The sequence below is a fragment of the Egibacteraceae bacterium genome (assembly GCA_040905805.1).
Lineage (GTDB): Bacteria > Actinomycetota > Nitriliruptoria > Euzebyales > Egibacteraceae > DATLGH01.
On record JBBDQS010000035.1, the window covers coordinates 21,184 to 46,875 of the forward strand.

The 25,692-nt window shown below is 71.8% G+C and carries 22 protein-coding genes and 1 tRNA gene; 7 read left to right on the top strand and 16 right to left on the bottom strand.

Translation table 11 applies throughout. The annotated features are described in order from the left end of the window. Positions 1–68 precede the first annotated feature (68 nt). A complete protein-coding gene (gene leuS, locus WD250_04810; GenBank protein ID MEX2619521.1) occupies positions 69–2,552 on the bottom strand; it encodes a leucine--tRNA ligase in 2,484 nt (827 codons plus the stop codon). 106 nt (positions 2,553–2,658) lie between these two features. Between leuS and WD250_04815 the strand changes: the two genes are divergently transcribed. Next, positions 2,659–2,731, top strand: a tRNA-Ala gene (locus tag WD250_04815). Between the two features lie 73 nt (positions 2,732–2,804). On the opposite strand, the gene WD250_04820 is transcribed toward WD250_04815, so the two are convergent. The 6 genes from WD250_04820 to nadD all read right to left on the bottom strand — a co-directional run bounded on the left by WD250_04820 (position 2,805) and on the right by nadD (position 8,133). Then, a complete protein-coding gene (locus WD250_04820) occupies positions 2,805–3,338 on the bottom strand; it encodes an ester cyclase (GenBank protein MEX2619522.1) in 534 nt (177 codons plus the stop codon). Positions 3,339–3,354: 16 nt separating this feature from the next. After that, positions 3,355–4,875, bottom strand: a complete 1,521-nt coding sequence (locus WD250_04825) for an NAD(P)/FAD-dependent oxidoreductase (protein MEX2619523.1) — start codon at positions 4,873–4,875, stop codon at positions 3,355–3,357. Then, entirely contained in the window at positions 4,872–5,999 is a 1,128-nt protein-coding gene (locus tag WD250_04830) for a 3-oxoacyl-ACP synthase III family protein (protein MEX2619524.1), read from the bottom strand. Before WD250_04830 ends, WD250_04825 begins: the two co-directional genes overlap by 4 nt. A gap of 356 nt (positions 6,000–6,355) precedes the next feature. Further along, positions 6,356–7,024, bottom strand: a complete 669-nt coding sequence (locus WD250_04835; protein MEX2619525.1) for a histidine phosphatase family protein — start codon at positions 7,022–7,024, stop codon at positions 6,356–6,358. Then, positions 7,021–7,404 (bottom strand): ribosome silencing factor, encoded by a 384-nt coding sequence (gene rsfS / locus WD250_04840; GenBank protein ID MEX2619526.1) that lies wholly within the window; start codon positions 7,402–7,404, stop codon positions 7,021–7,023. Before rsfS ends, WD250_04835 begins: the two co-directional genes overlap by 4 nt. A gap of 60 nt (positions 7,405–7,464) precedes the next feature. Continuing rightward, positions 7,465–8,133 carry a nicotinate-nucleotide adenylyltransferase gene (gene nadD, locus WD250_04845; protein ID MEX2619527.1) on the bottom strand — a complete coding sequence of 223 codons (669 nt, stop codon included), beginning with the start codon at positions 8,131–8,133 and terminating at the stop codon, positions 7,465–7,467. Between the two features lie 179 nt (positions 8,134–8,312). On the opposite strand from nadD, the gene WD250_04850 reads away from it, so the two are divergent. Beyond that, on the top strand, positions 8,313–9,785 hold the full coding sequence (locus WD250_04850; protein MEX2619528.1) for an S-layer homology domain-containing protein: 1,473 nt from the start codon (positions 8,313–8,315) through the stop codon (positions 9,783–9,785). Positions 9,786–9,796: 11 nt separating this feature from the next. Further along, complete coding sequence (locus tag WD250_04855; protein ID MEX2619529.1) at positions 9,797–12,367, top strand: cyclic nucleotide-binding domain-containing protein; 2,571 nt, start codon at positions 9,797–9,799, stop codon at positions 12,365–12,367. Positions 12,368–12,371: 4 nt separating this feature from the next. Here the strand turns inward: WD250_04855 and WD250_04860 are convergent, their stop codons facing one another. Next, positions 12,372–13,616: a glutamate-5-semialdehyde dehydrogenase gene (locus WD250_04860; GenBank protein MEX2619530.1), complete on the bottom strand. Its 1,245-nt coding sequence runs from the start codon at positions 13,614–13,616 to the stop codon at positions 12,372–12,374. A 54-nt stretch (positions 13,617–13,670) separates the two neighbouring features. Here WD250_04860 and WD250_04865 point away from each other — a divergent pair, with 54 nt between their 5' ends. From WD250_04865 to WD250_04875, 3 genes are all read left to right on the top strand, one after another. Further along, the gene (locus tag WD250_04865) at positions 13,671–14,180 is read left to right on the top strand and encodes a hypothetical protein (protein ID MEX2619531.1); all 510 of its coding nucleotides are present in this window, start codon (positions 13,671–13,673) and stop codon (positions 14,178–14,180) included. Further along, positions 14,129–14,512 (top strand): PEP-utilizing enzyme, encoded by a 384-nt coding sequence (locus WD250_04870; protein MEX2619532.1) that lies wholly within the window; start codon positions 14,129–14,131, stop codon positions 14,510–14,512. The genes WD250_04865 and WD250_04870 overlap by 52 nt, the downstream gene beginning before the upstream one ends. 89 nt (positions 14,513–14,601) lie before the next feature. Beyond that, on the top strand, positions 14,602–15,156 hold the full coding sequence (locus tag WD250_04875; protein MEX2619533.1) for a Uma2 family endonuclease: 555 nt from the start codon (positions 14,602–14,604) through the stop codon (positions 15,154–15,156). 21 nt (positions 15,157–15,177) lie between these two features. Here WD250_04875 and WD250_04880 read toward each other — a convergent pair whose 3' ends face one another. From WD250_04880 to WD250_04910, 7 genes are all read right to left on the bottom strand, one after another. Continuing rightward, positions 15,178–16,452 (bottom strand): S8 family serine peptidase, encoded by a 1,275-nt coding sequence (locus tag WD250_04880; protein MEX2619534.1) that lies wholly within the window; start codon positions 16,450–16,452, stop codon positions 15,178–15,180. A gap of 121 nt (positions 16,453–16,573) precedes the next feature. After that, positions 16,574–17,962, bottom strand: coding sequence for an adenylate/guanylate cyclase domain-containing protein (locus tag WD250_04885; GenBank protein MEX2619535.1), 1,389 nt, complete (start codon positions 17,960–17,962; stop codon positions 16,574–16,576). Between the two features lie 11 nt (positions 17,963–17,973). Further along, positions 17,974–19,098, bottom strand: a complete 1,125-nt coding sequence (gene proB, locus WD250_04890; GenBank protein ID MEX2619536.1) for a glutamate 5-kinase — start codon at positions 19,096–19,098, stop codon at positions 17,974–17,976. Next, positions 19,095–20,465: a GTPase ObgE gene (gene obgE / locus WD250_04895; protein MEX2619537.1), complete on the bottom strand. Its 1,371-nt coding sequence runs from the start codon at positions 20,463–20,465 to the stop codon at positions 19,095–19,097. Before obgE ends, proB begins: the two co-directional genes overlap by 4 nt. Before the next feature lie 24 nt (positions 20,466–20,489). Continuing rightward, positions 20,490–21,623, bottom strand: coding sequence for a cystathionine gamma-synthase (locus WD250_04900; protein MEX2619538.1), 1,134 nt, complete (start codon positions 21,621–21,623; stop codon positions 20,490–20,492). 38 nt (positions 21,624–21,661) lie between these two features. Beyond that, entirely contained in the window at positions 21,662–23,065 is a 1,404-nt protein-coding gene (locus tag WD250_04905; protein MEX2619539.1) for a cystathionine beta-synthase, read from the bottom strand. Between the two features lie 58 nt (positions 23,066–23,123). Next, entirely contained in the window at positions 23,124–23,687 is a 564-nt protein-coding gene (locus tag WD250_04910) for a hypothetical protein (GenBank protein ID MEX2619540.1), read from the bottom strand. 340 nt (positions 23,688–24,027) lie between these two features. On the opposite strand from WD250_04910, the gene WD250_04915 reads away from it, so the two are divergent. Continuing rightward, on the top strand, positions 24,028–24,435 hold the full coding sequence (locus WD250_04915) for a hypothetical protein (GenBank protein MEX2619541.1): 408 nt from the start codon (positions 24,028–24,030) through the stop codon (positions 24,433–24,435). 290 nt (positions 24,436–24,725) lie between these two features. On the opposite strand, the gene WD250_04920 is transcribed toward WD250_04915, so the two are convergent. Then, complete coding sequence (locus WD250_04920) at positions 24,726–25,079, bottom strand: hypothetical protein (protein ID MEX2619542.1); 354 nt, start codon at positions 25,077–25,079, stop codon at positions 24,726–24,728. Between the last annotated feature and the right edge of the window lie 613 nt (positions 25,080–25,692).

Here is a 25,692-nt window from a genome sequence, read left to right on the forward strand (position 1 = left end):
AACGGCGACGCCGCGAAGGGCCGTAGCGGCCGCCGGTACCGGGACCCAAGACGCGAAGCCCCGTCGGCTCAGCCGGCGGGGCGGGTCACGAAGTTCAGCAGGCGGTCGGGCACCCACACGACCTTGACGACCTCACGGCCGTCGAGGTGGCGGGCGACGTTGTCCAGCTCCCGGGCGGCGGCGACCGCGTCGGCCTCGGACGCGCCGGCGGGCAGCTCGGTGGTGTCACGCACCTTGCCGTCGACCTGGATGGGGATGCGCTTGCGGTCCTCGACGGTGAGATGCGCCTCGAACGTCGGCCATGACTGGCGGTGCACCGAGTCGTCGTGGCCGAGGCGGTGCCAGAGCTCCTCGGTGACGTGGGGGGCGATCGGCGAGAGCATCACCTGGATGGCCTCCAGCGCCTCGGTCACGGCCGGCCCGCGCACCCCCGCGTCGCGGAACGCCGCGGACACCTCGTTGGCCAGCGTCATGAGCTTGGCGATCGCGGTGTTGTACTTGAACGCCTCGAAGTCCTCGGTGACCGCGGCGATCGTCTTGTGGGTCGCCCGCCGCAGCGCCACCACCACGGGGCTGTCTGGCGTCGATCCGTTCGACGCCGTCTGGTCGGCGACCATCTCGTCGACCAGGCGTGCCAGGCGCGACAGCCACCGGAACATGCCGGCCTCGGACACGTCGGCCCAGTCGACGTCGTCCTCGATCGGACCCGCGAAGAGCATCGCGACGCGCAGCGTGTCGGCGCCGTACTCCTCGACGATGGCGCCGGGCTGCACGAGGTTGCCGCGCGACTTCGACATCTTCGTGCCGTCCATGATCACCATGCCCTGGGACTTCAGGCGGGTGAACGGCTCGGTGAAGCCAAGATGGCCGAGGTCGTGCAGGGCCTTGGTCAGGAACCGCGAGTACAGCAGGTGCAGGATCGCGTGCTCGATCCCGCCCGTGTACTGGTCCACGGGCATCCAGCGGCGCACGTCCTCGGAGTCGAACGCGACGTCGTCGCGCCCCGGCGAGCAGTAGCGCAGGTAGTACCACGACGAGTCCACGAACGTGTCCATCGTGTCGGTGTCACGCCGGGCCGGCCCCCCGCACGACGGGCAGTCCACATCCGCCCAGTCAGGGTGGCCGGCCAGCGGCGACTCGCCTTTGGGCTGGAAGTCGACCGTCTCGGGGTCGGGCAGGCGCACCGGCAGGTCCGCCGCCGGCACCGGCACCAGGCCGCAGTCCGGGCAGTGGATGATCGGGATCGGCGCCCCCCAGAAGCGCTGGCGTGACACCAGCCAGTCGCGCAGCCGGTAGTTGACCGCGTGACGTCCGCGGCCCTTGTCGGCCAGGTCGTCGGTGATCGTGCGCTTGGCCTCCTGCCACGTCAGGCCGTCGTAGCCCGGCGAGTTGACGACCAGCCCGTCGCCAGGGGCGGCCTCGGTCATGGTGGTCTCGTCGAGGTCGGCGTTCTCCACCGCGACGACGACCCGCACGGGCAGGTCGTAGGTGCGGGCGAAGTCGAGGTCGCGCTGGTCGTGGGCGGGCACGGCCATGATCGCGCCGGTGCCGTAGCCCACGAGGACGTAGTCGGCGGCGAACACCGGGATGCGCTCGCCGTTGACCGGGTTGACGGCGTGCACGCCGAGGTCAAGGCCCTCCTTGTCGCGCTCGGCCGTCTCGCGCTCGATGTCGGTCTTGCGCTGCACGCGGGTCAGGAACTCGTCGAACGCGTCGGCTGTGCCGCCGAGCTCCGCCCACCGCCGCGCGCTCGGGTGCTCGGGCGCGACGACGAAGAAGGTCGCGCCGAACAGCGTGTCGGGGCGGGTGGTGAAGACGACGACGTCCTCGCCGGCCTCCTCGATCGCAAAGGTGACCTCGGCGCCCTCGGAGCGCCCGATCCAGTTGCGCTGCAGGCTCAGGACCCGCTGCGGCCAGGTGTCGGTGAGCTGGTCCATGTCGTCGAGCAGGCGCTGCGCGAAGTCGGTGATCTTCAGGAACCACTGGGTCAGGGAGCGCTTCTCGACCAGCGCGCCGGACCGGTCGCTGTGGCCGTCGATGACCTGCTCGTTGGCCAGCACCGTCTGGTCCACGGGGTCCCAGTTGACCAGCGCCTCGCCGCGGTAGGCCCAGCCCGCCGCGAACAGCTGCAGGAAGATCCACTGGGTCCACCGGTAGTACTCGGGGTCGGAGGTGTGCAGCCGGCGCGACCAGTCCCAGCTGAACCCGAGGCGGCGCATGGTCGCGGCGTGCGTCTCGATGTTGGCGTAGGTCCACGTCGCCGGGTTCGCGCCCCGCTCGATGGCGGCGTTCTCGGCGGGCAGCCCGAAGGAGTCCCAGCCGATCGGGTTCATGACCTCGAACCCGCGCAGCCGCCGATAGCGCGCCACCGCGTCGGCCAGGCTGAACGCCTCGACGTGACCCATGTGCAGGTCCCCGGAGGGGTAGGGGAACATGTGCAGGGTGTAGAAGCGCGGCTTGTCGCTCGCGTCGTCGGCGATGTTCTGGCCCTGGTCCTCCCACGCCTGCTGCCAGCGCGGTTCGATGTCGTGGGGGTCGTAGCCGGTGGCCACGCAAGGCTCCTCGTCAGTCGGGGGTGTGCGCGGGCGAGTCTACCGAGGGGCCCTGGCGCCGGCGGTTGGGGACGGCGGGCTCGGCCGCTATGATGGCCGCCGGTGCGGGGCGTTAGCTCAGTTGGTAGAGCGCAACACTGGCAGTGTTGAGGTCAGGGGTTCGATTCCCCTACGCTCCACGAGCAGGGACGGCAGGGCACATGCGGAGCAGGTCCATGAGCGGCTGGGCGCCCCCGAGTCCGTCGACGCGGCTCACGACGCGGTCTTGGGTGCACCCCGGATCTGGCGGTAGGCGATCGTGACCGTGCTCTTCACGAAGTGCGCGAGGAACCCGGGGGGGCTCGTCCCGCGCGGCGGCAGGATCTCGATCTGCTCGAGCATCTGCAGCAGGTCGGAGGCCTTCCAGACCTCGACGACCTTGCTGTCCTCCAGGCGGTAGATGATCAGCTGGGTCATGTCGAAGGACTTGTAGGTCGGCGGGATCCCGAACATCGAGCCGTCGTGGGTCCCCTGCCACCGCCAGCGGGCGACGACCTTGTCGCCGGCGCCCCAGATCTGGTCGATGTTGGCGACGAGGTCGGTGGCCGCGTTCCGCAGGTAGCCCACGTGCAGCTTGAACGACGCGAGGCCGTTCTCCTCGCCCGGCTGGCGGTCGTGGTCGACCGCGTCCTCGGCGATCAGCTCGTCGGCGAGGTCGATGTTGCCCTCGGTCCAGATCTCCACCAGGATGCGGCGGACGATCTCGCAGTTGCGTTCGACGATGCTGTCGCTGCTGATGTCGGTCATGGTCTCCTCCCGGAGGTCAGGCCTGGGGAACGGCGCGGAAGTCCGGTAGCGCGTCCGGCGCCCCGCTCTGGTCGAGCAGGATCTGGGCGGTCATGATCCCGGCGAAGAACGAGCGCAGGAAGCTCCCGCCGATGCTCGTCCACTGGCTGCACAGCAGCAGGTGGTCGACGGGCGTCACCGGGGTCGGACGCTTGCTCTCGGTGTGCGCCGGCGTCTGCTCCCAGCTGTGGATGGCCCCGCCCCGGTTGAGCGAGAACCGTTCCACGGTGAGCGGCGTCGCGCTCTCCACGAACGTGAGGTCGTCGGTGAAGCCGGGCAGGATCGTGTCCAGCTCGCCCAGGAGCTTCTGGGTGCAGCGCTCCTTGATGTCCGCCCACGGGGTGCCCACGTCGTAGGGGGTGATGGCCTTGCAGACGACGATGTGCTCGCCCTCGGGGGCGACGCTCGGGTCGAGCAGCGACGTGGGTGTGATCCAGCGGACACCGAAGTCCCCCACCGACGTCATCCGGTAGGACTCCTCGTGGTCCCACGACGCGTGGGTGAAGATCTGGTGCGGAAGGTCCCATGCCGACAGGTCGAGGCGGCTGGCCGCGAACAGCAGGAACGCCGATCCCGAGACACGCATCCGCGACAGCTTGCGCAGGTACTTGGACGGGACGTGCTCGTCGGCCACGAGCTGCTCGAACGTCTGGAACGGGTCGGCGCCCGAGAGGACCCAGTCGGCGTGCAGCTCCTCCCCGTCGGCGAGGGTCACGCCGCGCGCACGCCCGTCGCTCACGGGGATGGCGGTGACACGGCAGCCCGTGCGGATGGCGCCGCCCCGGCTGGTGATGGCATCCGCCAGTGCGTGGATCAGTCGTTCGACACCGCCCTCGATCGCGAACAGGTCGTCGGTGTGCACGGTGGTGAGCTGCGCGAACGTCTGGAAGGCCGCCATGCTGGGCGGGACGCCGAGGTACTGCCAGGGCACCGCGCAGACGGCCTTGGCCCGGGGGTCGTCGATGTACTCGTCGAGCACGTCGGCCAGGGTCGACTGGCGGTAGCGGAACATGTTGGGTGCGGCCGCGACGGCCGCATCGAGGTCGCGCAGGTGCAACGCCGCAGGCATGTCGTGGGCCTCGCGATGCACGGTCCGGCACATCTCCCAGAAGCCGCGGATGCCCTCCGCCTCGTGGGGGAAGGCCTCGACGTGGGTCTCCACGTAGCCTTCCCGGTCCGCCGGCAGGTCGATCGCGTAGTCGGGCAGGATCGCCCGGTAGAAGTGCTCCGAGGGGATGAACGTGCAGCTGTCGCGCACGCCGAGGAGCTGGAGGACGCCGCCGAACAGCTGCTGGTCGGCCAGCAGGTGCACGGCCGGGTCGAAGGTGTACTGGCCGTGGTCGCCACGCTGGAACGCGTGGGCGTACCCGCCGAGGCCATCGGCCTGCTCGCACACCACCACCCGCCGCCCGGTGTAGGCGAGCAGCGCCCCCGCCGTGAGCCCGGCGATGCCGCTGCCGATGACGATGACGTCCGCGTCGAGGTCGTGCTCGGTCATGGGTGTTCCCGCCTGTCTTCCCGCCCGCCGGTGGGGACGGGATCATCGCCCCAGGTCGGCAGCGTCCAGTCGAGGACGACGCCGGCGTACTTCCACTTGCTCGTCTCCAGGGCGTCGAGCATGACCCGGTGGCCCTGCTTGACCAGGCCGGTCGTGACGGCATGGTCCAGCGCCAGGGGCACCGCCGCGGTGCCGGTCGCCCCGACCAGCGCGAGGTTCTCGACGACCCGCGGCTGGATGGTCAGCCAGTCGGCCGTGTCGACGTCGGCGCCCTCGAACTCCTCGACCATGTAGCCGGCGTTGCCCTCGGGGATGATGCACACGTCGATCTCGTCGGCCTTGGCCCCGCTGCCCTTCAGGATCGCCCGCAGCGACTCGACGAGCAGGTGAGGGGTGAAGCGGCCGGACTCCACGACGTCGACGTCGAGGACAACAAGGTGCTTCGCTTTGAGCTGCTCGTGGATCGGGGCGTGGGTGCCGGCGCCGACGATCTGCATCCCCGGCCGTTTCTCCCCGCCGATCGACCCCATGGCCGAGCCGATGATCCCACCGTCGCGGTCGTCGGCCGCCAGCACGACCGCGCCGGCTCCGTCGCCGAAGTTGTAGGGGTTCATGCGGTCGCGCATGCGGATCTTGTCGGGCGCCTTGCCGTAGAAGACCGGGACCAGCAGCGGCGAGATGCTCTCGCTGCCGACCACCAGCGCGTTGGTGTAGTCGCCCCGCTCGAGGTAGAGCCGGGCGATGTCGAGGGCCTCGACGAACCCTGCGCACCCGGACCGGATCTCGACCGCGGCGCACGACCGGATGCCCAACCGCTCCTGCAGCAAGGTGGCCATGGGCGGCAGCAGGAACTCGGGGCTGGCGGTCGACGACACGATCAGCTCGACCTCGGCGGCCTCGATGCCGGCCCGGTCCAGCGCCGTGACGGCGGCGTTGAAGGCCATCTCGGAGTTCGCGAACCGGTGCTCGCCCGTCTTGGGGTCGACCATCCAATGACGGGTCTTGACCTGGATGCCCTCGAGCACCTCGTCGGGCAGCGGGCCGACCAGCTCGAGCAGATCGTCGTTGGTGATGGCTTCGCCGGGGAGGAACGAGCCGGTCCCCACCACATGTGCCGTCGCCACTGGCTACCCTCCCGCCCAGGTTCACCGCCACGCAAGAACCGCACAGTCCCCGCAGAGTGGACGAGCCACCGCCCGTGGCGCCTGTACCCGGATCCTACCCGCACCGTCGTGGGGACGGAAGGCCCCCGAGCCAGGGCCTACCCGTCCGAACGGCGCCGCTGCCCCCGACGCATGCCGCGCCCGGACCGGCGCCCCTCCTTCACAGTCGGGGACGCGATGTCACCACGGCCGCCCGTCCGGTCCGCGGGGCGCTCCTCACGGCCGCAGTGGGCCATCCTGAGCTCGGTGCTGTAGCGGGTGGTGGGGCGACCGCACAGGCTGGCGCGACCGTCCGATCGGCCACGGCCGCCCGCCGGTCACGGCTGGATGGCCAGGTGGCCCACCCGGTTGTACGCGACGAGGTGTGCCTTCCCGGCGGCCAGCGCACCCGCCCCCGGCACGTCCAGCACGCTCACCGCGCAGTTGCCCACGGGCTTGACCGACCGGTGGCCGCCGGCGGGCAGCCCCAGGGCGGCGGCCCCCGCCACCCGGATCGGCCCGCCGTGGGTGAACACCACGACCGCGGGGCTCTCCGCACCGTGCGAGCCGACCGCGGCGACCACGTCGGCGAGGCCCTCGACCACCCGGGCACGCAGCTCGGCGAAGGTCTCCCCGCCCCCCGGTGCGACGTCCCGCCCGCCGGCCCACGCGCCGTAGCGCTCGGGATCCGCCGCGGCTGCCTGCGCACGGGTCAGCCCGCTCCACGAGCCCACGTCGATCTCGCGGAGACGTTCGTCGGCCTGCACCGTCACCGCGGCCAGCTCCTCGGTCGGGGCGGCGGTCTCGACCACCCGCGGTAGGTCGCTGCGCGCGAGGGCCGCCAGCCCGGGGTGGTCGCGGGCCAGCATGCGCGCGGTGGCCGCGGCTTGCGCATGGCCTCGCGCGGTCAGTCCCGGACCCCCGTGGCCCTGCAAGATGCCCGCGGCGTTCCACTCCGACTCGCCGTGGCGGACCAGGACCAGGCGGACAGGCCTCGCGGTGGTCAATCCGCCGCGGGCGCCAGCTCGTCGAAGGGCACCGTCGGCGCGTCCGACCACAGCCGCTCGAGGTCGTAGTAGGTGCGCTGCTCGGTGGTGAACGCGTGCACGACCACGTCACCGTAGTCCAGGAGCAGCCAGCCCGTGTCCTTGGTGCCCTCCCGGCGGCGTGGGGCCCGGTCGTGGAAGCGCTTCAGGCGGCCCTCGACCTCCTCGGCGACCGCGCCGAGCTGCCGCTCGTTGCCGGCCGAGACGAGCACGAAGAAGTCGGTGATGCCGAGCAGCTCACCGAGGTCGAGGATGCGGATGTTGGTCGCCTGCTTGCCTGCCGCGGCGGAGGCGGCGGCGAGGGCCAGCTCTCGTGACTCGGTGGTGTCGAGGGTGCTCAGATCGTCGCTCCCGGTCGGGGTCGTGGGCCGCCACCGGCGGGCCTCTCCCGCCGGGTGTCACTACTCCGGATCGTACCGATCCGGGGGCGGCCTTGCATGCCCCCAGGGTTGCGGCGCGTTGCATGCGGAGAGCTGCCCGGCCGTGCCGTACAGGCCGTGCTTGCGGGCGTACTGCTCCACCTCCCGCGGGATCAGGTAGCGCACCGACCGTCCCGCCGAGAACCGCTCACGCACGTCGGTGGAGGAGATGGCGAGGGCTGGCACGTCCAGCACCGTGACCGTGTCGGCGAGCCCCTCGGCCTCCAGGACGCCGACATCGTGACCGGGGCGGGTGGCGGCCACGAAGTGCGCCAGCTGCAGGCACTCCTCGGCGGACTTCCACGTGAGGATGTTGACGATCGCGTCCGCGCCGGTGATGAAGAACAGCTCGTCGGCGGGGCAGGCAGCCCGGAACTCCCGCAGCGTCTCCACCGTGTAGGTCGGCCCGTCCCGCTCGATCTCCATCCGGCTGAGCGTGAACGCCGTGTTGGCCGCCGTGGCCAGCACGGTCATGAGGTAGCGATGCTCGGCGGGCGTGGTGTCGCCCTTCTGCCACGGCTGGCCGGCCGGCACGAACACGACCTCGTCGAGGTGCAGGTCGGCGCGGGCCTGCTCGGCCGTGACGAGGTGGCCGAGGTGGATGGGGTCGAACGTGCCGCCCATGATGCCGATGCGGCGCGTCCCGACCATGCGCCGATCCTAACCCGCCGGGTGTGGGTCGCGAGAAACCCCTATTTTCAGGCGTAGCGCACGTGTTTGGCCATTGTGAGCGTCTCAGGGTAGAGCTGCCATCGCGCGCAGCATCCCCGCTCACCGGGACCCGCGCTGGGACCGGTTGTGCAGCACCCGAGGCGTACCGGAGGCATCCCATGACTGTGACCAACGGCGTGAGCCGACCCGCTCTGCGACTCAGCGCGGTGTTGGTCGCGCTGACCATGGCGTTGGCCCTGCTGCCCCGCACTGGCGCCGCGCAGGATGCTGACGATGCGTGCCCGGAGGCGGCGCCGGAGTCGGACTTCAGCGATCGTGACAAGATCCCTGACGCGCACGTCGGGAACGTCGATTGCGCCGCGCACTTCGACATCGTCAGCGGTTTCGAGGACGGCACCTACCGGCCGCAGTTTCAGGTGCGACGCGACCAGATGGCGTCGTTCATCGCGTTGATGCTGGACGCGGCAGACGTGGAGCTGCCGCAGGGAGACGCTGACACGTTCGACGACGTGCCCGACAGCAACGTGCACGCCGACAACATCAACCGCCTCGCCGCCGCAGGCATCGTGGAGGGCGGGCCGTTGGGTCTGCCCGCGAACGAGTACGGTCCCGAGCTGCGGACCCGGCGTGACCAGATGGCCTCCTTCCTGATGCGGGCCGCCGGTTTCGCCTTGCATGACGACATCGACGCGTTTGACTCCAACGACCAGCAGTTCACCGACGTGCCGTCGGGCAACGCGCACTTCGCCAAGGTCAACGGCGCGGCCAAGAACGGCATCGCCCAGGGCACCGGCGGTGGGCTCTACGCCCCGAGGGAGGAGACCCGCCGTGACCAGATGGCCACCTTCGTGGTGCGCCTGCTGTGCTTCCTGATCTGTGACAGGGACGGCCCGGTGCTGGACGTCGTGCTTGACCCCACCTCCTGCGAGATCGGCGGGGAGCTGACCGCCACGGCCACCTTGAGCATCGAAGGTGACCCGGTCGAGGGCCAAGACGTGGACTTCGCCACGTCGGGTGTGGCGACCACACCGGACGCAGGCAGCGCCGAGACCGATGCTGCCGGCGAGGCCGACTTCACCTTCACCGTCGTGGGCGCCGGCACGCTCACGGTGACCGCGACGTGGAGCAGCAACGGGCAGGACGCAACCGGGACCGCGCAGATCGACTGTGGCGTCGTGGCTGCGTGGGACGTGGCCCTGTCGTGGCTCAACGAGGTCGACGACTCCGATCCGGACAACCCCGAGTTCAGGCAGGGCGAGGAAGGCACCACCGGTGACGCGCGGCTGGTCGTGACCGAGCTCGCCGGTTCCCACATGTTGGCGTTCGAGCTGGACGCGTCAGCGGTGACCGCACCGTTCTGCGACGCCCCCGGGGCGCACCTGCATCAGGGCGGCCTCGACGAGAACGGTCCGGTGGTGGTGTTCTTCGCCACCTGCGCCGACTTGCAGGCCACCAACGGTGTGGTGGCGGGCGAGCTGACCGACGACGACTTCAGTGGCGGCGTGACCATCCAAGACGTGCTGGACGACCCCGAGAGCTTCTATGTCAACGTGCATTCGGCAGCGTTTCCGCCGGGGGCGATCCGCGGACAGCTACCCGACGGTGGGCAAGGCCTGATCCCCCAGCCCTAGCAGGAGGAGCCTTGGCGCAGCGCATCGACACCGGCGAGCTCGAGGCCCGGTTCGGCGGCCTCGCCGCCGACCTCGAGCATGACGAGATCGCGGCGCTGGCGCTGCGCCTGCGCCCCCTCGAGCTCAACGCCGGGGAGGTGCTGATCACCGAGGGCACCCCGACCGGCGGTCTGCACCTGGTGTGGGAGGGAGCCCTCGACGTCGCCGTGGGCAACGCGAACACGCACGTCGGCACGGTGGAGCGGGGCGGGTACGTCGGCGAGGTCTCGCTGCTCGATCCCGGACCGGCGAGCGCCACCGTGCGCTCCGAACAGGGCGCGACCGTGCTCGTGCTCGATCCCGAGGAGCTCGCCTCGTTCGAGGAGGCCTATCCGCGCGCCGCGGCCGCGCTGCTCCACGAGCTTGCGCGGGTGCTCGCGCAGCGCGTTCGTCTGTCCGCCCGCCAGCTCCCGGCCACGGCGCTCGATGCGCCGATCGTCGCGGGGGTCGGCGAGGCGCCGCCTCCCGGCGTCGACAACCTGTCGGACGCGCCGACGCGATTCACCGCCGGCGCGCTCCTGGCCCAGGGCGGTCGCCGGGCAGCGGGGGCCTACCTCATCCGTTCGGGCACGGTGCTGCGGACGATGACCGCCGACGACGGCGGCGCCGAACTCCTCGCGTTGCCCGCAGGGGCGATCGCCGGGGCGGAAGCGCTCCTGCCCGCCGTCCTCGCCACCGACCTCGTCGCGGACGGGGAGGTCGAGGCCAGCCTGCTCCCGACCGCCGAGCTCGCTCGGCAGGCCCACGCCGACCCGCTGCAGTTCCTCGCCGTGCAGCGGGCCGTCGCCGCCGAGCTGGCTCGCGAGCTCCGTGCCCTCACCGTCGCGCACCAGCAGCTGGCGCCGCGGGTGACCCCGAGCGCGACGACCGACGTGGCCGTCATCGGCGGTGGGGTGCTCGGGCTCGCCTATGCGTGGTTCGTCAAGGAGGCGGCGCCCCAGACCGCCGTGACCGTGCTGGAGCGCCGATCGTCGCCGGGCTACAAGATCGGCGAGAGCACGCTCGGGACCACCACCCGCGCGATGCAGCGGATGGGGTTGAGCTTCCCGGTCATGCGTCGCCTCTTCGGCATCAAGGCCGGGATCCGTTTCTGGTGGACGGGCCCCGGCGACCCGCAGCTGCATGGTCATGTCGACGCCGGCGACGTCGATGAGACCTTCCAGGTGGAGCGGCGCGTCCTCGAGACCGCGCTCATGGAGACCGCGCGCCGCCGCGGCATCGACGTCCGTGCGGGCACGAAGGTCCAGGTCCCGACAGCAGAGATCAGCCGCGACGGGGCGCGTCTGCCATGCGCGGACGACGCCGGCCGGTACGACCTGGGTGCGCGGCTCGTCTGCGACGCCTCCGGTCCCGCCGCCGTCCTCACCCGCAGGTTCGGCCTGTACCGACGGGCGCCCGAGCGTCTCGGCACCTTCAACACCCACTCCTACTACGCCTACTTCAGGCAGAAGCAGGACGTGGCCGAGCGGTTCTGGGATGCACCGGCAACCCGCCACATCTGCTTCGAGCAGGGCTGGTGCTGGTTCATCACCGTCACCTCGTGGGAGGGCACACCGCAGGAGAACCTGGAGGCGATGATCCGTTTCCTGCTCGACCACCCGGAGGGGCGGGACGAGTCCTACCCGACCCGGCGCGACCTCGAGAACCGGTTCGGCTGCCGCAGTGAGCCGATCTTGAGCGTGGGCTTCACCGTCCGCGAGGACCTGGACACCGCCGGCGGCCTGTCGCTGGAAGGACGGTTCCGCCACTACCTCGACCGCTATCCGGTGATCCGCGGGATCCTCGACCACTACGAGCCCCTGGCAGCGCCCTACGGCAAGAAGCCCTACTCGGCGTTCCTGAACCTCGTGCACGATGCCTCGGCCGTCACCGGCGACGGGTGGTGCGCGGTCGGGGACGCGGCCGGCTTCACGAACCCGCTGTTCTCCCCCGGCTTGACGTTCGGGACCGGCACCGCCTACGAGGCGGCACAAGACACCGTCCGGGCGCTCGCCAGCCGTGACGTGTCGCGGGCGTCCTTCCGCGCCTACCAGCACTACGCCGAGCGCATGCACCCAACCCTCATGGCCTTCAACGACATGCTCTACCGCTCCTTCCGGCAGCAGCAGACCTTCGAACGGGCTTTGGCCATGTTCCTGTTCCACAGCGCGGGCGATGTCCTGCAGCGCGAGGTCTACTCCGACACCGACCCGTACGTCTGGGACCTCCTCAACCCCGAGTTCACCCGGCGCGTCGACGAGGTGCGGCGGGTCCTGCGCACCGCTGAACAGCGCGGGAGCGACCCCGAGGACACGGCCCGCGAGGTCCGCGAGATCACCGATCCCTACATCCGCAGCGTGCTGGACCGCCCGGAGATGCGCGACATGGACCTCCGGCCTGCCCTGCGGGAGTTCGACGCGAGCGGCGAGCGCCGCGGCGACCGGCACCCCGAGCCCGGGCCCTTCACCGCCGTCCGCTGCGGGGACTGCCGGCTGTTCTACGACGGGGTGCTGGAGCGCTGCTGCGTGTGCGGGGCCGACCGTGCCGTCGGGATGCCGGTCTAGCGGGCTACACCCGCACCTGGCCGTCGCCCTCGACGATGTACTTGGTGGTGGTCAGCTCGGCCAGGCCCATCGGTCCGCGCGCGTGCAGCTTCTGGGTGGAGATACCGATCTCCGCGCCGAACCCGAACTCGCCGCCGTCGGTGAAGCGGGTGGAGGCGTTGACCATGACCGCCGCGGCGTCGACCTCGGCGGTGAAGCGCCGGGCGGCGGCTCGGTCCTCGGTGACGATCGCCTCGGTGTGCATGGTGCCGTGCCGGGCGATGTGGGCGAGCGCGGCGTCGAGGTCGTCCACGACCCGCACGGCCATGCGCAGGTCCAGGTACTCGGTGTCCCAGTCCTCGTCGGTGGCCGGGGCCACGTCGGCCAGGCGCTGGGCGTCGGCGTCACCGACCAGCTCCACGCCCTCGGCGCGAAGGGCCGCGCTCACCGACGGCAGGAACGCGTCCGCGACCGCCCGGTGCACCAGCAGCGTCTCGGCCGCGTTGCAGACGCTCGGGCGGTGCGCCTTGGCGTTGACGGTGATCGCGCGGGCCGCCGCCAGGTCGGCGGCGGCGTCGACGTAGACGTGGCAGTTGCCGACCCCGGTCTCGATCACCGGGACCTGCGCGTCGGCGACCACGGCGTTGATGAGCCCCGCCCCGCCCCGCGGGATCAGCAGGTCGACCAGGCCGCGGGCCCGGCAGAGCTCCTTGACCGACTCCCGGCTGGTGTCGCTGATCAGGCTGACCACGTCGGCGGGCAGCCCCTGGGCCACCAGCGCCGCGCGCAGGATGTCGGCGAGCACCGTGTTCGAGTGGATCGCTGTCGAGGAGCCCCGCAGCACGCAGGCGTTGCCGCTCTTGACGGCGAGGCCCGCGGCGTCCACCGTGACGTTGGGCCGTCCCTCGTAGACCATGGCGATCACCCCGAGTGGCACCCGCACCTGGGTGACCTGCAGGCCGTTGGGCAGGGTGAACCCGCGCACCACCTGCCCGGTCGGGTCGGTCAGCCCCACCAGGTCGCGCAGGGCCTCGGCCATCGCAGTCAGCCGCTGGGGGGTCAGGGTCAACCGATCGAGCAGCGCGTCGGGGACCCCCGCTGCGCTGGCGGCGTCGACATCGGTCGCGTTGGCCGCGAGCACCCGGGCGTGGCCGGCGTCCAGGGCGGCTGCCATGGCCTGCAGCGCCGCGTCGCGGGTCGCGGTGGACGCACGAGCGAGCGCAGGCGCGGCGGCCTTCGCCGCGGCGCACACGTCAAGGACAGCCGACATAGCAGGTAGCCTCCTCTCAAGCCCTGAGGAGCCATGCTAACCGGGAGAGCGGCAGTGAACGACTTCGAGGAGGCGCTGGCGGCCAAGCTGGCGCGCAACGCCGAGATCGCACGCGAGCGCCAGGACAACGTCGAGGCGATGGCTCGCTACGAGGAGGAACAGGCCGAGCAGGCCAAGCACGAGCGGGAGCGGCTGGGAAAGGAGCAGCGCGCCCGCCACGGTGAGCTCGTGGAGGCGTTGACCAATGCGGCGCAGGGCCTCAAGGCCGCCTCCCCCGAGGACTTCATCGTGCGCCTGGGCTGGACGCAGTCGGGCGAGGAGTTCATCGCCAAGATCTCCACCCGGCGGATGGAGCCGGCCCGGTCCCTGCTGATCGAGTTGGACCGTGACGACGACGAGGTGCTCGCCCGCTGGCACAGCGACGTCGGCCACTCGCTGGAGCTGTGGCGCCTGCTCGACGTCGACCCGCAGCTGCTGCACGACCTGGTGCTGCAGGTCGCCGACCAGGACCTGTGGCGCCAGCAGACCCGCCACCCCCCGCCGTTCCCGGGCGCGCGCCAGTAAGGAGCACCCCCGCCTGGACCGTGCTGTTCCACCGTGAGGCGGCGGTGGTGACCGACCGCGGGAGCCCGCTGTCGCACGCCGCGATCGTCGCGCGGGAGCACGGCATCCCCGCGGTGGTCGGCACGCAGACCGCGACCAGCACGATCACCGACGGCCAGGCCGTGCTGGAGCGCTTGTCCGACGCGCCGTCCTGCAGGGCACCTACTTGGCCGTCGACCCCGAGCAGGTCCGGCGGCACCTGGCCGCCCTCGACGGCCTCGTGGCGTTCGCCGGCGCGGTCGAGTCTCACCTCGGTGAGCAGCCGGCTGACCCGCCGGGTCCCGGGGGTGTGAACAGCGGCTGCCGCTGTCGGCTGTGGACAGACGCCGCTGGCGGGGCGAGCATGGCGGTAGCGTTGCCACATGGACCAAGGAGGGCGACCGTGGCTGTCTCTACCGGCGCCGGCATGGCGCAGGCCCAGTTGGCGCGGCTGGAGGCTGAGGGCAAGCTCGACGAGGCGTTGCGCTACGAGATCCTCAACGGCGAGCTGGTGGTCCGCGGGTTCCCGCTGATCGCCCACGAGGAGGCGGTCAACGTGCTGATGGTGCACCTCCTCTCCTGGACCCACGAGCATGGCGGCAAGGTGTTCGCGGGTGCGGGCATCGAGATCGGCGCGCAGCAGCTCGGTCCCGACGTGGCGTTCATCGGCCCCGAGCGGGTCGGCGAGCTTGACGCCGACGGCTTCCACGTCCCGCCCGACCTGGTCGCCGAGGTGACCTCGCCGGGCACGCGCAGCCTGGACCTGCACGAGAAGCGCGACATCTACCAGGAGCTGGGGGTCGGGGAGTACTGGGTGGTGGACCTGCGCCGCCGGCGGGTGCTGGTCCACCGCCTGGACGCCGCCGACGAGGCCCGCACGGTCACCAGCGGCACGCTGGTCACACCAGTCGCGCCGGGTCTTGGCGTCCCGGTCGCCGAGCTGTTCGCGGGCCGGTAGCGCCTCTGGCCACATGCGGCGCTACTGGAAGGGCTGGCGCCAGCCGAACGTCGGGCGGCCGTTGGCCTGGTGCAGGGCCCGGGCGGCATGGCCCGTGAGGTTGGCCAGCAGCAGTCCGACGGCGATGCCGGCCGGCACCATGGGCTGCGGACGAGACTCGCCCTCGCCGACGACGCCGGGCACGTCCAGGACCATCTCGATCCGCTCGTCCAGGGGCGGCAGCGGCTCGGCCGGCGGCACCTCCTCGACCGGCTCGGGGGCCGGCACCGGCTCCGGTGACGGCGGCGCCATCGGGACGGGCGCGGGCTCAGGCGCGGGCACCGGCTCGGGAGCCGGCGGGGGTGGCGGAGGCGGCGGTGGCGCCGCAGGCGGCGGCGCGCCCTCCGCGGTGGAGACGGCGGTCGCGGCGGCAGCCAGGTCCACCACCCCCGCTCCCCCGGGTCCGGGCCGGGCCGTGGCGAACAGCAGCTCGCGCACCTGCTGGGGGGTGCGCCCCGCGCTACGCAGGATGGCCGCCCCACCGGACACGACCGGCGCGGCGAACGAGGTGCCGTCCGCGCGGGCGTAGCCGCCCTGGATGTAGGTCGAGATGATCTCCACCCCGGGCGCGAACAGCGTTCGTGCGTCGCGGTTGGAGTGTGGCCATGCCCGGCTCTGCCGGTCGCTCGCCCCGACGACGATGACCGGGGTCTGCGGGGCGTACGGCGTCGTCGCACGACCCTCGTTGCCGGATGCGGCCACCACGACCACGCCGGCCGCGTGCGCCTCGGCGATGGCCGTCTCCACGTCGCTGCCGATGATCCCACCGCTCCCGCCCGTCAGGCCCGGCGCCTCCGCCAGGCTCAGGTTGATGACGTCCGCCCCGTTGCGCGTGGCCCACCGCACCCCCTCGGCGACGTCCTCGGAGCTGCCGGTCCCGCCGCTGTCCAGCACGCGCACGGGCAGGATGCTCGCCTGCGGGGCGACCCCCACCCCGCCGACGCCGTTGCCGAGCACCGCGGCGATGACGCCGGCGACCAATGTGCCGTGCCCGTTCGGGTCATCGGGCGGGGTGCCCGGCTCGATCAGGTCGACACCGCCCCGGACACGCCCGGCGAGGTCGGGATGGGCGGCGTCGACCCCGGTGTCCACCACGGCGACCACCACGTTGGCGCCCTGGGTCAACGCCCACGCGTCGAAGGCGCCGACCTGTGGCAGGTGCCACTGCTCGGGCACCAGCGGGTCGTCGGGTGGGATGACCGCGCCCAGCGCCAGGCTGGACAGCAGGACAAGGCCCCAGGCGAGCGCGCGACGCATAGCAGCAAGAATGACAGGGCGGCGCCTCCGCCGCACCTGCCCGACCGGCACTCCCGGGCGCGACCACCGGCGGTGGGCGCCCGTGCCGAGGCGTCGGGCCGGGGGAGCAGCGCTGTGAGGCTCAGGCCGGCAGGTGGTGGAGCACGTAGGCGGTGACCGGCTCGGCCTTGCCCTTGATCTGCAGCGGGGGCAGGGCCTCGACGACCACCCCCTCGGGCAGGGACGCGCGGGTGCCCTCACCGATCAGCACCCCCCCGACCGGGGCCTGGGACTCGAGCCGGGCCGCCAGGTTGACCGTGTCGCCGATGAAGTCGTGCTTGCGGTGCCCCCGCTCCCCGACCACCCCGGCGGCGACCGCCCCGCTGTTGACCCCGACGCGGAACCGCGGCCAGTCCGGGTTGGCGGCGGCGACCTCGGTGGCGACCTCCTGGAAGGCCAGTGCGGCGCCGGCGGCGAGTCGGGCGTGGTCGGGCTGGCCGCCGTGCTTGTTGAACACGACCATGATCGCGTCCCCGATCAGCTGGTGGACGGCACCGCCGTGCTGCTGCATGAGGGGGATGAGGCGCGCGAAGTAGACGTTGAGCATCGCCTGCACCTCCTGGGGCTCAGTCCGTTCGGAGTAGGGCGTGAACCCTTGCAGGTCCGCGAACAGGATGCTCGCCTCGGAGGTCCCGTCCAGGGTGTGTTGGAGGTAGAGGGCGCTGAACCGCTCCTCGTGCCACTCCTGGCGGGCCGCGCCGGCGATCAGGCCGAACGCGGCGAGCATGAGCACGTGCCACTCCCACCAGGACAGGCGCCAGTTCACCGCCGCCGTCAGGACGACCAGGGCGGCGGCGAGCAACGCGAACGCCACGGCGAACGCGAGCACGATCGGCGTCCCCCGGCGCTGGTACAGCCGCAGGTAGCCCCACGCGCCGGCCGTGTACCCCAGCACCCCGACGACAGCGAAGGCGAGCTGCCAGCCACCGAGGGTCTCCCGCGCGACGGCGTCGGCCAGCGGCGGGAGCTGCGCGACCGAGAGGACGGCCCACACGACGATCAACGCGAACAGCGCGGTCATGATCAGCCGCGAGCGCGCCATGATGCGCTGGGCCGTCGTCGGCGAGAGCTCGATGGCCGAGAGCGCGGCGAACACGCCCCCCACGACCAGGCCGACCGGTGTCGCCAGCTCGAACCCCGCGTTCGGGCCGAGCAGCACCCCGGGGGTCGCGAGCGCGTGCAGGCCCAAACCGCCCGCGGCGGCGATGAAGGCCATGGAGACCATGAACAGGCGCGCGTCCCGGCGCCGGCGGGACGCCGCCGTCACGGTGGAGCCGAGAGCCGTGGCGATCACCGCCGCGGCCAGCACGAGCCAGAAGTGCGCGGGGTGGTTCTGCCACAGGCCGTCCAACGCCGGTCGCAGCCGCAGGACCGCCAGCAGCGCCAACGGGGCCAGCACGGCCACGACCACCACGGCGACCCCGAAGGTCTTGCGTCGCGTCTGGGTCTCGTTCGTGTCAGCGACTGGCATCGGTGTGCACCCTAGGCCACCACGACCAGCGAGTCGCGGTGGATCACCGCGCGGGCGTACTCGGCGCCGAGCTCGGCGGTGGCCGCACCGGTGGACCGCCCGAGCAGCCGCTCGACGTCGTCGCGTCCGTACGCCACCAGCCCGCGGGCGACGACCCGCTCGTCGGGTCCACGCACGTCGACGGCGTCACCCGCCGAGAAGCGCCCGTCGACGGCGACCACACCGGCGGCCAAGAGCGACTTGTTGCCCTCGACCAGCGCCGTCACGGCGCCCTCGTCGACGAACACCGAGCCCTGGGGCGCGGTCGCGAACGCGATCCAGAGCTTGCGGCTCTCGGGGCGCCGGGCGTTCGGCGGGAACCAGGTCCCCACCGGTGCGCCCCCGACGACCGCACGCACCACCCCCGGCCGGCGCGCATTGGCGATCACGCAGTGGGCGGCGCTGAAGGTCGCGATCCGCACCGCCTCCACCTTGCTGGCCATCCCGCCGCTGCCCACGTCGGACCCGGTCCGATCGAACGTGCGGGTGTCCAGGGTGCTCAGGTCGTCGACGCGGTCGAGCACCGGCAGGTCGGGAACCTGGCTCGGATCTCCGTCGAGCAGCCCGTCGACGTCGGACAGCAGCACGAGCAGGTCCGCGCCGAGCATGCTGGCCGCCAGCGCCGCCAGCCGGTCGTTGTCACCGAAGCGCAGCTCGTCGGTGGCGACGGTGTCGTTCTCGTTCACGAGCGGGACCGCTCCGAGCTCCAGCAGTCTCTCGAAGGTCTGGCGGGCGTTCAGGTACCGCGCCCGCTGGACGACGTCGTCGGGAGTCAGCAGCACCTGCCCGCACACCATGCCGTGCACGGCGAAGGACTGCTGGTAGGTGTGCACGAGGAGGCCCTGCCCGACACTGGCCGTCGCCTGCAGGGTGGGCAGGTCGCTCGGCCGGTGCACGAGCCCGAGGGGGTGCAGCCCAGCGGCGACCGCCCCGCTGGACACGAGCACCACCTCGACGCCCTTGGCACGCACGGCGACCAGCTGGGTGACCAGGTCGGCGACCAGGTCGCGGTCCAGTCCCCCCGTCGGACCGCGCAGGCTCGACGAGCCGACCTTCACGACCACCCGGCGTGGAGGGTCGAAGCGGGCCGTGGTCACGCCCCGCCCCGGCCACCCGCCAGACCGTCGGCGGGGCCGTCGGTCTGGTCGTCCTCGGCTGGGTCCTCGGGCGGGAGGTCGGCCTGGTCAGGTTCGAACGCGAACACGGCGCCGGCGATCTCCACGTCGTCGCCGCGCACCGCCCCCGCCTTGACCAGCGCGCGCTCCACGCCCGCGCGCACCAGCCGGCCCTGCAGGTGGCGGACAGCCTCGGGGTTGTCGAGGTCGGCCATGACCACCCAGCGCTCCACGCGATCCCCGGACACGCGGAACCCACCCTTGATCTGCTCGACGGCGAAGTCCACCTTGGAGTGCTGACCGGCGGGGCGCAGCACCGGTCGCTCGGGGGTGTGCTCGGGTGTCGTCTGCTGGGTGCGCGCGAACGCGACGAGGGCGGCGAGGCGGTGGCGCAACGCCGGGAGCCCCTCCCCCGTGACCGCGCTGCCGGCCAGGACCTCCCACCCGGCCGCCTCCAGGTCCGGGCGGATGATCTCGGCGGTGTCACGGTCGGCGTCGACCTTGTTCAGCCACACCAGGGCCGGGCGCTCCAGCAGCTCGGACTGGTAGGCGGCCAGCTCGGCGACGATGGTCGCCAAGTCGTCGCGGGGGTCGCGCTGCTCGTAGTTCGCGCAGTCCAGGACATGCACCAGCACCCCGGCGCGCTCGACGTGGCGCAGGAACTCGTGGCCGAGGCCGCGGCCCTCGCTCGCCCCCTGGATGAGGCCGGGGACGTCGGCGACCACGTAGTCGAGGTCGTCGTGGCTCACCACCCCCAGGTTGGGCGCCAGCGTGGTGAACGGGTAGTCGGCGATCTTCGGCTTGGCGGCCGACAGCCGCGCGATCAGCGACGACTTGCCGCCGTTGGGGTAGCCGACCAGCGCCACGTCCGCGACGAGCTTCAGCTCCAGGACCAGCCACCGCTCCGAGGCCGGCTCGCCGTGCTCGTGGAAGCGCGGCCCCCGGCGCTGCGCGGTGGCGAAGGCGGCGTTGCCCCGCCCGCCCCGCCCGCCCGCGACCGCGACCAGCTCCGCACCGTCGCCGAGCAGGTCGCCGAGCACGGTCCCGTCGGCGTCGCGCACCACCGTGCCCCGGGGCACCGTCAGGACCACGTCCTCGCCGTCGGCACCCCGGCGCAGGTCCCCCTCGCCGTGCTGGCCGTTGCCGGCCTTGCGGTGGGGACGGTGGTGGTAGTCCACGAGCGTGGCCACGTTCGAGGACGCGCGCACCACGACCGACCCCCCGTGCCCGCCGTCCCCGCCCTCGGGGCGCCCCTTGGGCTCGAACGGCTGGCGCGCGAAGGCCGTGACGCCGTCGCCCCCGTGCCCACCGGCCACGTGCACCTTCACCTGATCCACGAACGTGCTCATCGCGTCCAGCCTACGACGAGGGCCTCAGGCGAGAGCCTGCTGGAGGTCGGCGACGAGATCATCGGGCTCCTCGATGCCCACCGACAGGCGGATGAGGTCGTCGGGCACCGCCACCGGCGAGTCGGCGGTGGACGCATGGGTCATGCGCCCCGGATGCTCGACGAGGGACTCCACACCGCCGAGCGACTCGGCGAGGATGAACAGCCGGAAGCGGGCGCAGGCCCGCAGGGCGGCCTCGACGTCGGCCATGCGGAACGACACCATGCCGCCGAAGTCGTGCATCTGGCGGGCGGCGATCGCATGGCCGGGATGCTCGGGCAGCCCCGGATAGAGCACCGCGGTCACGGCCGGGTGGGCTCGCAGGGCGTCGACGACCGCCCGTGCGCCCTCGCAGTGGGCGCGCATCCGGACCGCGAGGGTCTTGACCCCGCGCAGCGTGAGCCACGCGTCCCACGGGCCCGGGACCCCGCCGATGGCGTTCTGCAGGAAGCCGATGCGCGCGGCCAGGTCGTCGTCGTCGAGCAGGACCGCACCGCCCACCACGTCGCTGTGGCCGCCCAGGTACTTGGTGGTGGAGTGCACGACCATGTCGGCCCCCAGCGCCAGCGGCTGCTGCAGGTAGGGCGTGGCGAAGGTGTTGTCCACGACCACCAGCGCCCCGCGCTCGCGCGCGAACGCGGCCAGCGCCGCGATGTCGAACACCGTCAGCAGCGGGTTGGTGGGCGTCTCGATCCACAGCATGCGGGTGGCGGGTCGCCACGCGGCGGCGACCGCGTCGAGGTCGGCCAGGTCCACCGGGTCGAACGCCAGCCCCCACGGCGCGTGGACCTGGGCGAACTGTCGGTACGTGCCGCCGTAGACGTCGTTGGCCAGCACGACGTGGTCGCCGGGGCCCAGGGTGCGCAGGACCGCGTCGCCGGCCGCCAGCCCCGAGGAGAAGGCGAACCCGTGGGCCGCGCCCTCCAGGGACGCGAGCGCGACCTGCAGCGCGTCGCGGGTCGGGTTGGCGCTGCGGGCGTACTCGTACCCGGAGTGCCGGCCGACCTCGGTCTGGGCGAACGTGGAGGTCTGGAAGACGGGCACCGCGACGGCACCCGTGCGCGGCTCGGGCGCCTGCCCCGCGTGGATGGCGCGGGTGGAGAACCCCGCTTGGGTCACGGCGACGCCTTCATCTCGGTCCCCACCCTCCACGGCGACTACGTCGCCGCCTCTCCCGTGAGGAAGTCCAGGACGTCGGCGCGGGTCAGCACGCCGATCGGCGTCGGACCCTCGCACACCACCACCGCCGGGCCCTGCGAGGTGAGGACCGCCATCGCGTGGTCCACGGTGTCGCGCGCGTCGACCATGGGCAGCGGATCGTCCATGACCTGCGCGACCGTCTGGTCGAGCACGCCGGTGTCGCGGTAGGCCCGGTCGAGCAGGCCGCGCTCGGCGATGCTGCCGAGGACCGCGTCGCGCGACTCGATGTGGACGGCCGCGGCGCCCGACCCCGCCCCCTCGGTCTTGACCACCGGCATCTGGCTGACGCCGTAGCGGTGCAGCGTGGCGATCGCCTCGCGGACCGACTCGTCGGGGTGCACGTGCACGATCGCGGGCAGGTCCCCGTGGCGGGCTGCGAGCACCTCGGAGAGGCGCGCGGCGGCCCCACGCCGGTCGAGGAAGCCGTTCGCGGCCATCCACTCGTCGTTGAAGATCTTGGACAGGTAGTTGCGCCCGCTGTCGGGCAGCAGCACGACGATGATGGCATCCGGCGGATACTGTGCTGCCACCGCCAGGGCCGCCCACGCCGCCAACCCACCCGAGCCGCCGACGAGCATGCCCTCCTCGCGGGCGAGCCGGCGGGTGGCCAGGAAGGCATCACGGTCGCTCACCGTGACGTAGCGGTCGACGACGCTGGGGTCGAAGGTGGCGGGGATGAAGTCCTCCCCGACGCCCTCGACCAGGTAGGGGTAGGCCTCGTCGCCGGAGTACAGCGAGCCCTCCGGGTCGGCCCCCACGATCTGGACGTCGGCGTTCTGCTCCTTCAGGTAGCGGCCCGCGCCGCTGATGGTGCCGCCGGTGCCCACACCCGCCACGAACACGTCGAGCTTGCCCTCGGTCTGGCGCCAGAGCTCAGGGCCGGTGGACGCGTAGTGCGCCTCGGGGTTGGCCTGGTTGGCGTACTGGTTCGGCTGGTAGGCCCCGGGGATCTCGTCGGCCAGGCGCTCGGCCGTGCGGTAGTAGCTGCGCGGGTCCGCGGGCTCGACCGCCGTGGGGCAGGTGACCACCTCCGCCCCGTAGGCGCGCAGGAGGCTGATCTTCTCCTGGCTCATCTTGTCAGGCATCACGAACACGCAGCGGTACCCCCGCTGCGCGGCGGCGATCGCCAGCCCGGCACCGGTGTTGCCGCTGGTCGGCTCGACGATCGTGCCGCCGGGCCGCAAGTGCCCCGCGCGCTCGGCGGCCTCGATCATGGCCATGCCGATACGGTCCTTGACGCTGCCGCCCGGGTTCATGTACTCGACCTTGGCGATCACCGTCGGGGGGACGGCCGCGCTGAAGCGGGCCATCCGGACCAGGGGGGTATCGCCCACCAGGTCCACGAGCGAGTTCACGATCATGGGCGCCCCTGGCACTCGGCTACCCCCGCAGCCTAACCGACGTGTGGGCCGCCGGAGCTCACCGGGCGAGGCGGGCGGTCACGCGATCGGTGACCGGGGCGACCTCGGCCGGGATCCGGGGCGTCGGGGCGAGCACGGGGTAGGCCACCTGCGGGTGCCCGCCGCGCACCACCACGACCCGGTCTGCGAACAGGGCGGCCACCCCCACGTCGGTGACGGCCACGACCGTGGTGAGCCCCAGGTCGGCCACGCCCGCCAGGTCGGCCAGCGCCAGATCGTGGCTGCCCGCGCCGGCGCGCGTGAAGGGATCGGTGATCGCGAGCGCGCGCATGCCGACCCGTGCGGCCTGGACCGCGTGGATGCGCACCGTGCCGGCGGCTGCCGCGACGGCCCCGTCCAACATGGCGCAGTCTTCCAGCGCGTCGGCCAGGGCGTCCAGGACCTCGCGGGTGCCGTCGCCCACCAGCGCGAGGGTCTCGCCGACCAGGACGTTCAGGCCCGGCACCCGGGCGGCGTAGCGGGGGGTGCGGTCGGTGCCCCAGGTGTGCACGACGAGCTCGTCGGGGCTGAGGCCCACCCGGGTGGACGGGCGAGCGGTCTGCGGCGCGGTCTGGGTGGGCATGGGGCGATGATCGGGGGCGCCTGCACCGTCCACAACAAGGACAACGCTGCAAACCCCGTCGGGTCGCAGGATCAACCGTGTAAAAGCGGGGACTACCCGTGGATCTCGGCGTACTTGCGCTTCCGCGACCGGTGTCGACCCGTGTCCGTTTCGGCCGGTGCGACCAGGGTTTTCGTCGGCGGCCATGCGCATGATGTCGACCCATGTCGAAGCCGGTTGGGGTCACCGTTGGGGTCACACGGCCTTCCTGGCTACCAGGCGGGATGATCCTGGGAAGCACGCCAGAGGCACACGGCTAAAGCCGGAGGGGGGGACGCCCACCCTCCTATAGTCTCGTCGCGTGGAGGGGGACACCAACAGTCTAGGCGACAACGCACTCGTCGTGCGCTTCAGGCCCATCATGGCCGAGGCCGTCCTTCGATCGGCCGAGAGGGCTCATCGCCGTACGGGATACCATCGTGTGTCGGTCTTTGCCGCTGAAGCAGTCCCGGGCGAGAGCGCCGAGTCTCTTCGTGCCCGTCTTCTCGCGGCCGCGGAGCTCTCAGGCATTGACCCGCACGGCAACAAGCGCTACTACGTCTGCGCGAAGGCCTCCACGCTTCGGGAGCGCGGATTCACCTTTCAGAAGTCCGGGTATCCAGGAGAGGCCTCTGAGCATTATGATGTGGATCTAGGAGTGAAGCCCGACGTCGATGTGGCCGAGAGGTTCCTCGAAGCCTTCACTTCAGCGGAGGAGTGGTCCCGGTGACCGTACGAGTCTCAATAGACCTTAATGTCCGAGTTCGTGGAAACCACACCTATACCGGGTTGGAGGATGTGTCCGGCGGCATTGCCCGTGAGAGGATGGCCGTTGAGGTCCATGAAGAGGAAAGCGGCCTAGTTGGCCGCGGGTACATCACCGAGATCGATGAAGACCGTCAGTTGGTGTACCTCGCTGTCGAGTGGGACTCTTTGGCCCCCCCGTCCCAGGCTGGAGTCCGAGCGACCTCCTCCGCCAGTTCGTTCAAGCGTCTCAGTCAGCATCCCGATGACGGGTCGCTAGTCCGGTCCGGCAACCACCTCGCGAAACTGAGCAGATAGCTCGGGAGGCATGGCTAGCCCGATGTTGGTGAAGCGGCAGCCGTAGAACTCACACGACTCAATGCCGATCGCCCCTACTACCCATCGCCCTGTCTCAATCTCCCAGATGACGCTGTCCAGGTCGTTGTTCGCGACGTCGTAGGTGCACCCGTTCATGGTTACGCCATCGAGGACCGCGAGAACTGCAGGCCCCATGATGTGACAGCTCTCGAATGTCAGCCCTCGCAAGACCGCGTCCGTGACAGCCAGCTCCGTAATGCGGATCGTCGTGTTGCGGTAGGTGCGGTCGCTAGGCGTCAGCTGTGGCGGCACCGGCCCGGTCCCCCCTTCGGATCTTGTAGGCGGCCTGGAGCGAGGGGCTGCAGGTTCCCACAGATTGCCGGTGTGCGCACGTGCATAAGTGCACGCGCGCGAAGGTCCTGACAGCTCTTCGAGGGCAGTCACTCCGACATTCCCCCGGAATAACCTACGATGCCCGGTGATGAGCAGCCTCCCACCGCCACCCCGGCGCGGACCTTACATGCCCGCGCCCGGGCAAGGCCCACACCGGCCCCGCCAGCCTTGGTACGACGACACCTGGAAGCTGATGGGGGTCATCGCCGGAGGGCTGACGGGCGCCATCATCGCAGTGCTGTTGCTCGCGACGCTACTCATCAGCAGCGGCGACGGGGGGCGGCCCGCCGCAAGGTCCGCCTGCCGACCAGGACAACGGTCTCGCGGCGGACGACGCCGAGACGGGGCCGGCTGACACGCCGGATCGGACGCACGACCCAGAGCCGGCGACGGAACCCACACCCGCCAGCCCCGACCCCGAGGTGACCGAGCACGCAGGCATCGGCGAGCCCGCGTCGGACGGCCAATTCACGTTCACACAGGCTGTCGCAGAATGGGCCGACGGGCCGACAATGCATGCGCACGCGCCTGC

Bases quoted from the DNA above. Each gene is read 5' to 3' on its own strand.
- WD250_04820 (MEX2619522.1), bottom strand. From the start codon at position 3,338: ATGACCGACATCAGCAGCGACAGCATCGTCGAACGCAACTGCGAGATC.
- WD250_04825 (MEX2619523.1), bottom strand. From the start codon at position 4,875: ATGACCGAGCACGACCTCGACGCGGACGTCATCGTCATCGGCAGCGGC.
- nadD (MEX2619527.1), bottom strand. From the start codon at position 8,133: ATGGTCGGGACGCGCCGCATCGGCATCATGGGCGGCACGTTCGACCCC.
- WD250_04850 (MEX2619528.1), top strand. From the start codon at position 8,313: ATGACTGTGACCAACGGCGTGAGCCGACCCGCTCTGCGACTCAGCGCG.
- WD250_04860 (MEX2619530.1), bottom strand. From the start codon at position 13,616: ATGTCGGCTGTCCTTGACGTGTGCGCCGCGGCGAAGGCCGCCGCGCCT.
- WD250_04880 (MEX2619534.1), bottom strand. From the start codon at position 16,452: ATGCGTCGCGCGCTCGCCTGGGGCCTTGTCCTGCTGTCCAGCCTGGCG.
- WD250_04885 (MEX2619535.1), bottom strand. From the start codon at position 17,962: ATGCCAGTCGCTGACACGAACGAGACCCAGACGCGACGCAAGACCTTC.
- obgE (MEX2619537.1), bottom strand. From the start codon at position 20,465: ATGAGCACGTTCGTGGATCAGGTGAAGGTGCACGTGGCCGGTGGGCAC.
- WD250_04905 (MEX2619539.1), bottom strand. From the start codon at position 23,065: ATGATCGTGAACTCGCTCGTGGACCTGGTGGGCGATACCCCCCTGGTC.
- WD250_04910 (MEX2619540.1), bottom strand. From the start codon at position 23,687: ATGCCCACCCAGACCGCGCCGCAGACCGCTCGCCCGTCCACCCGGGTG.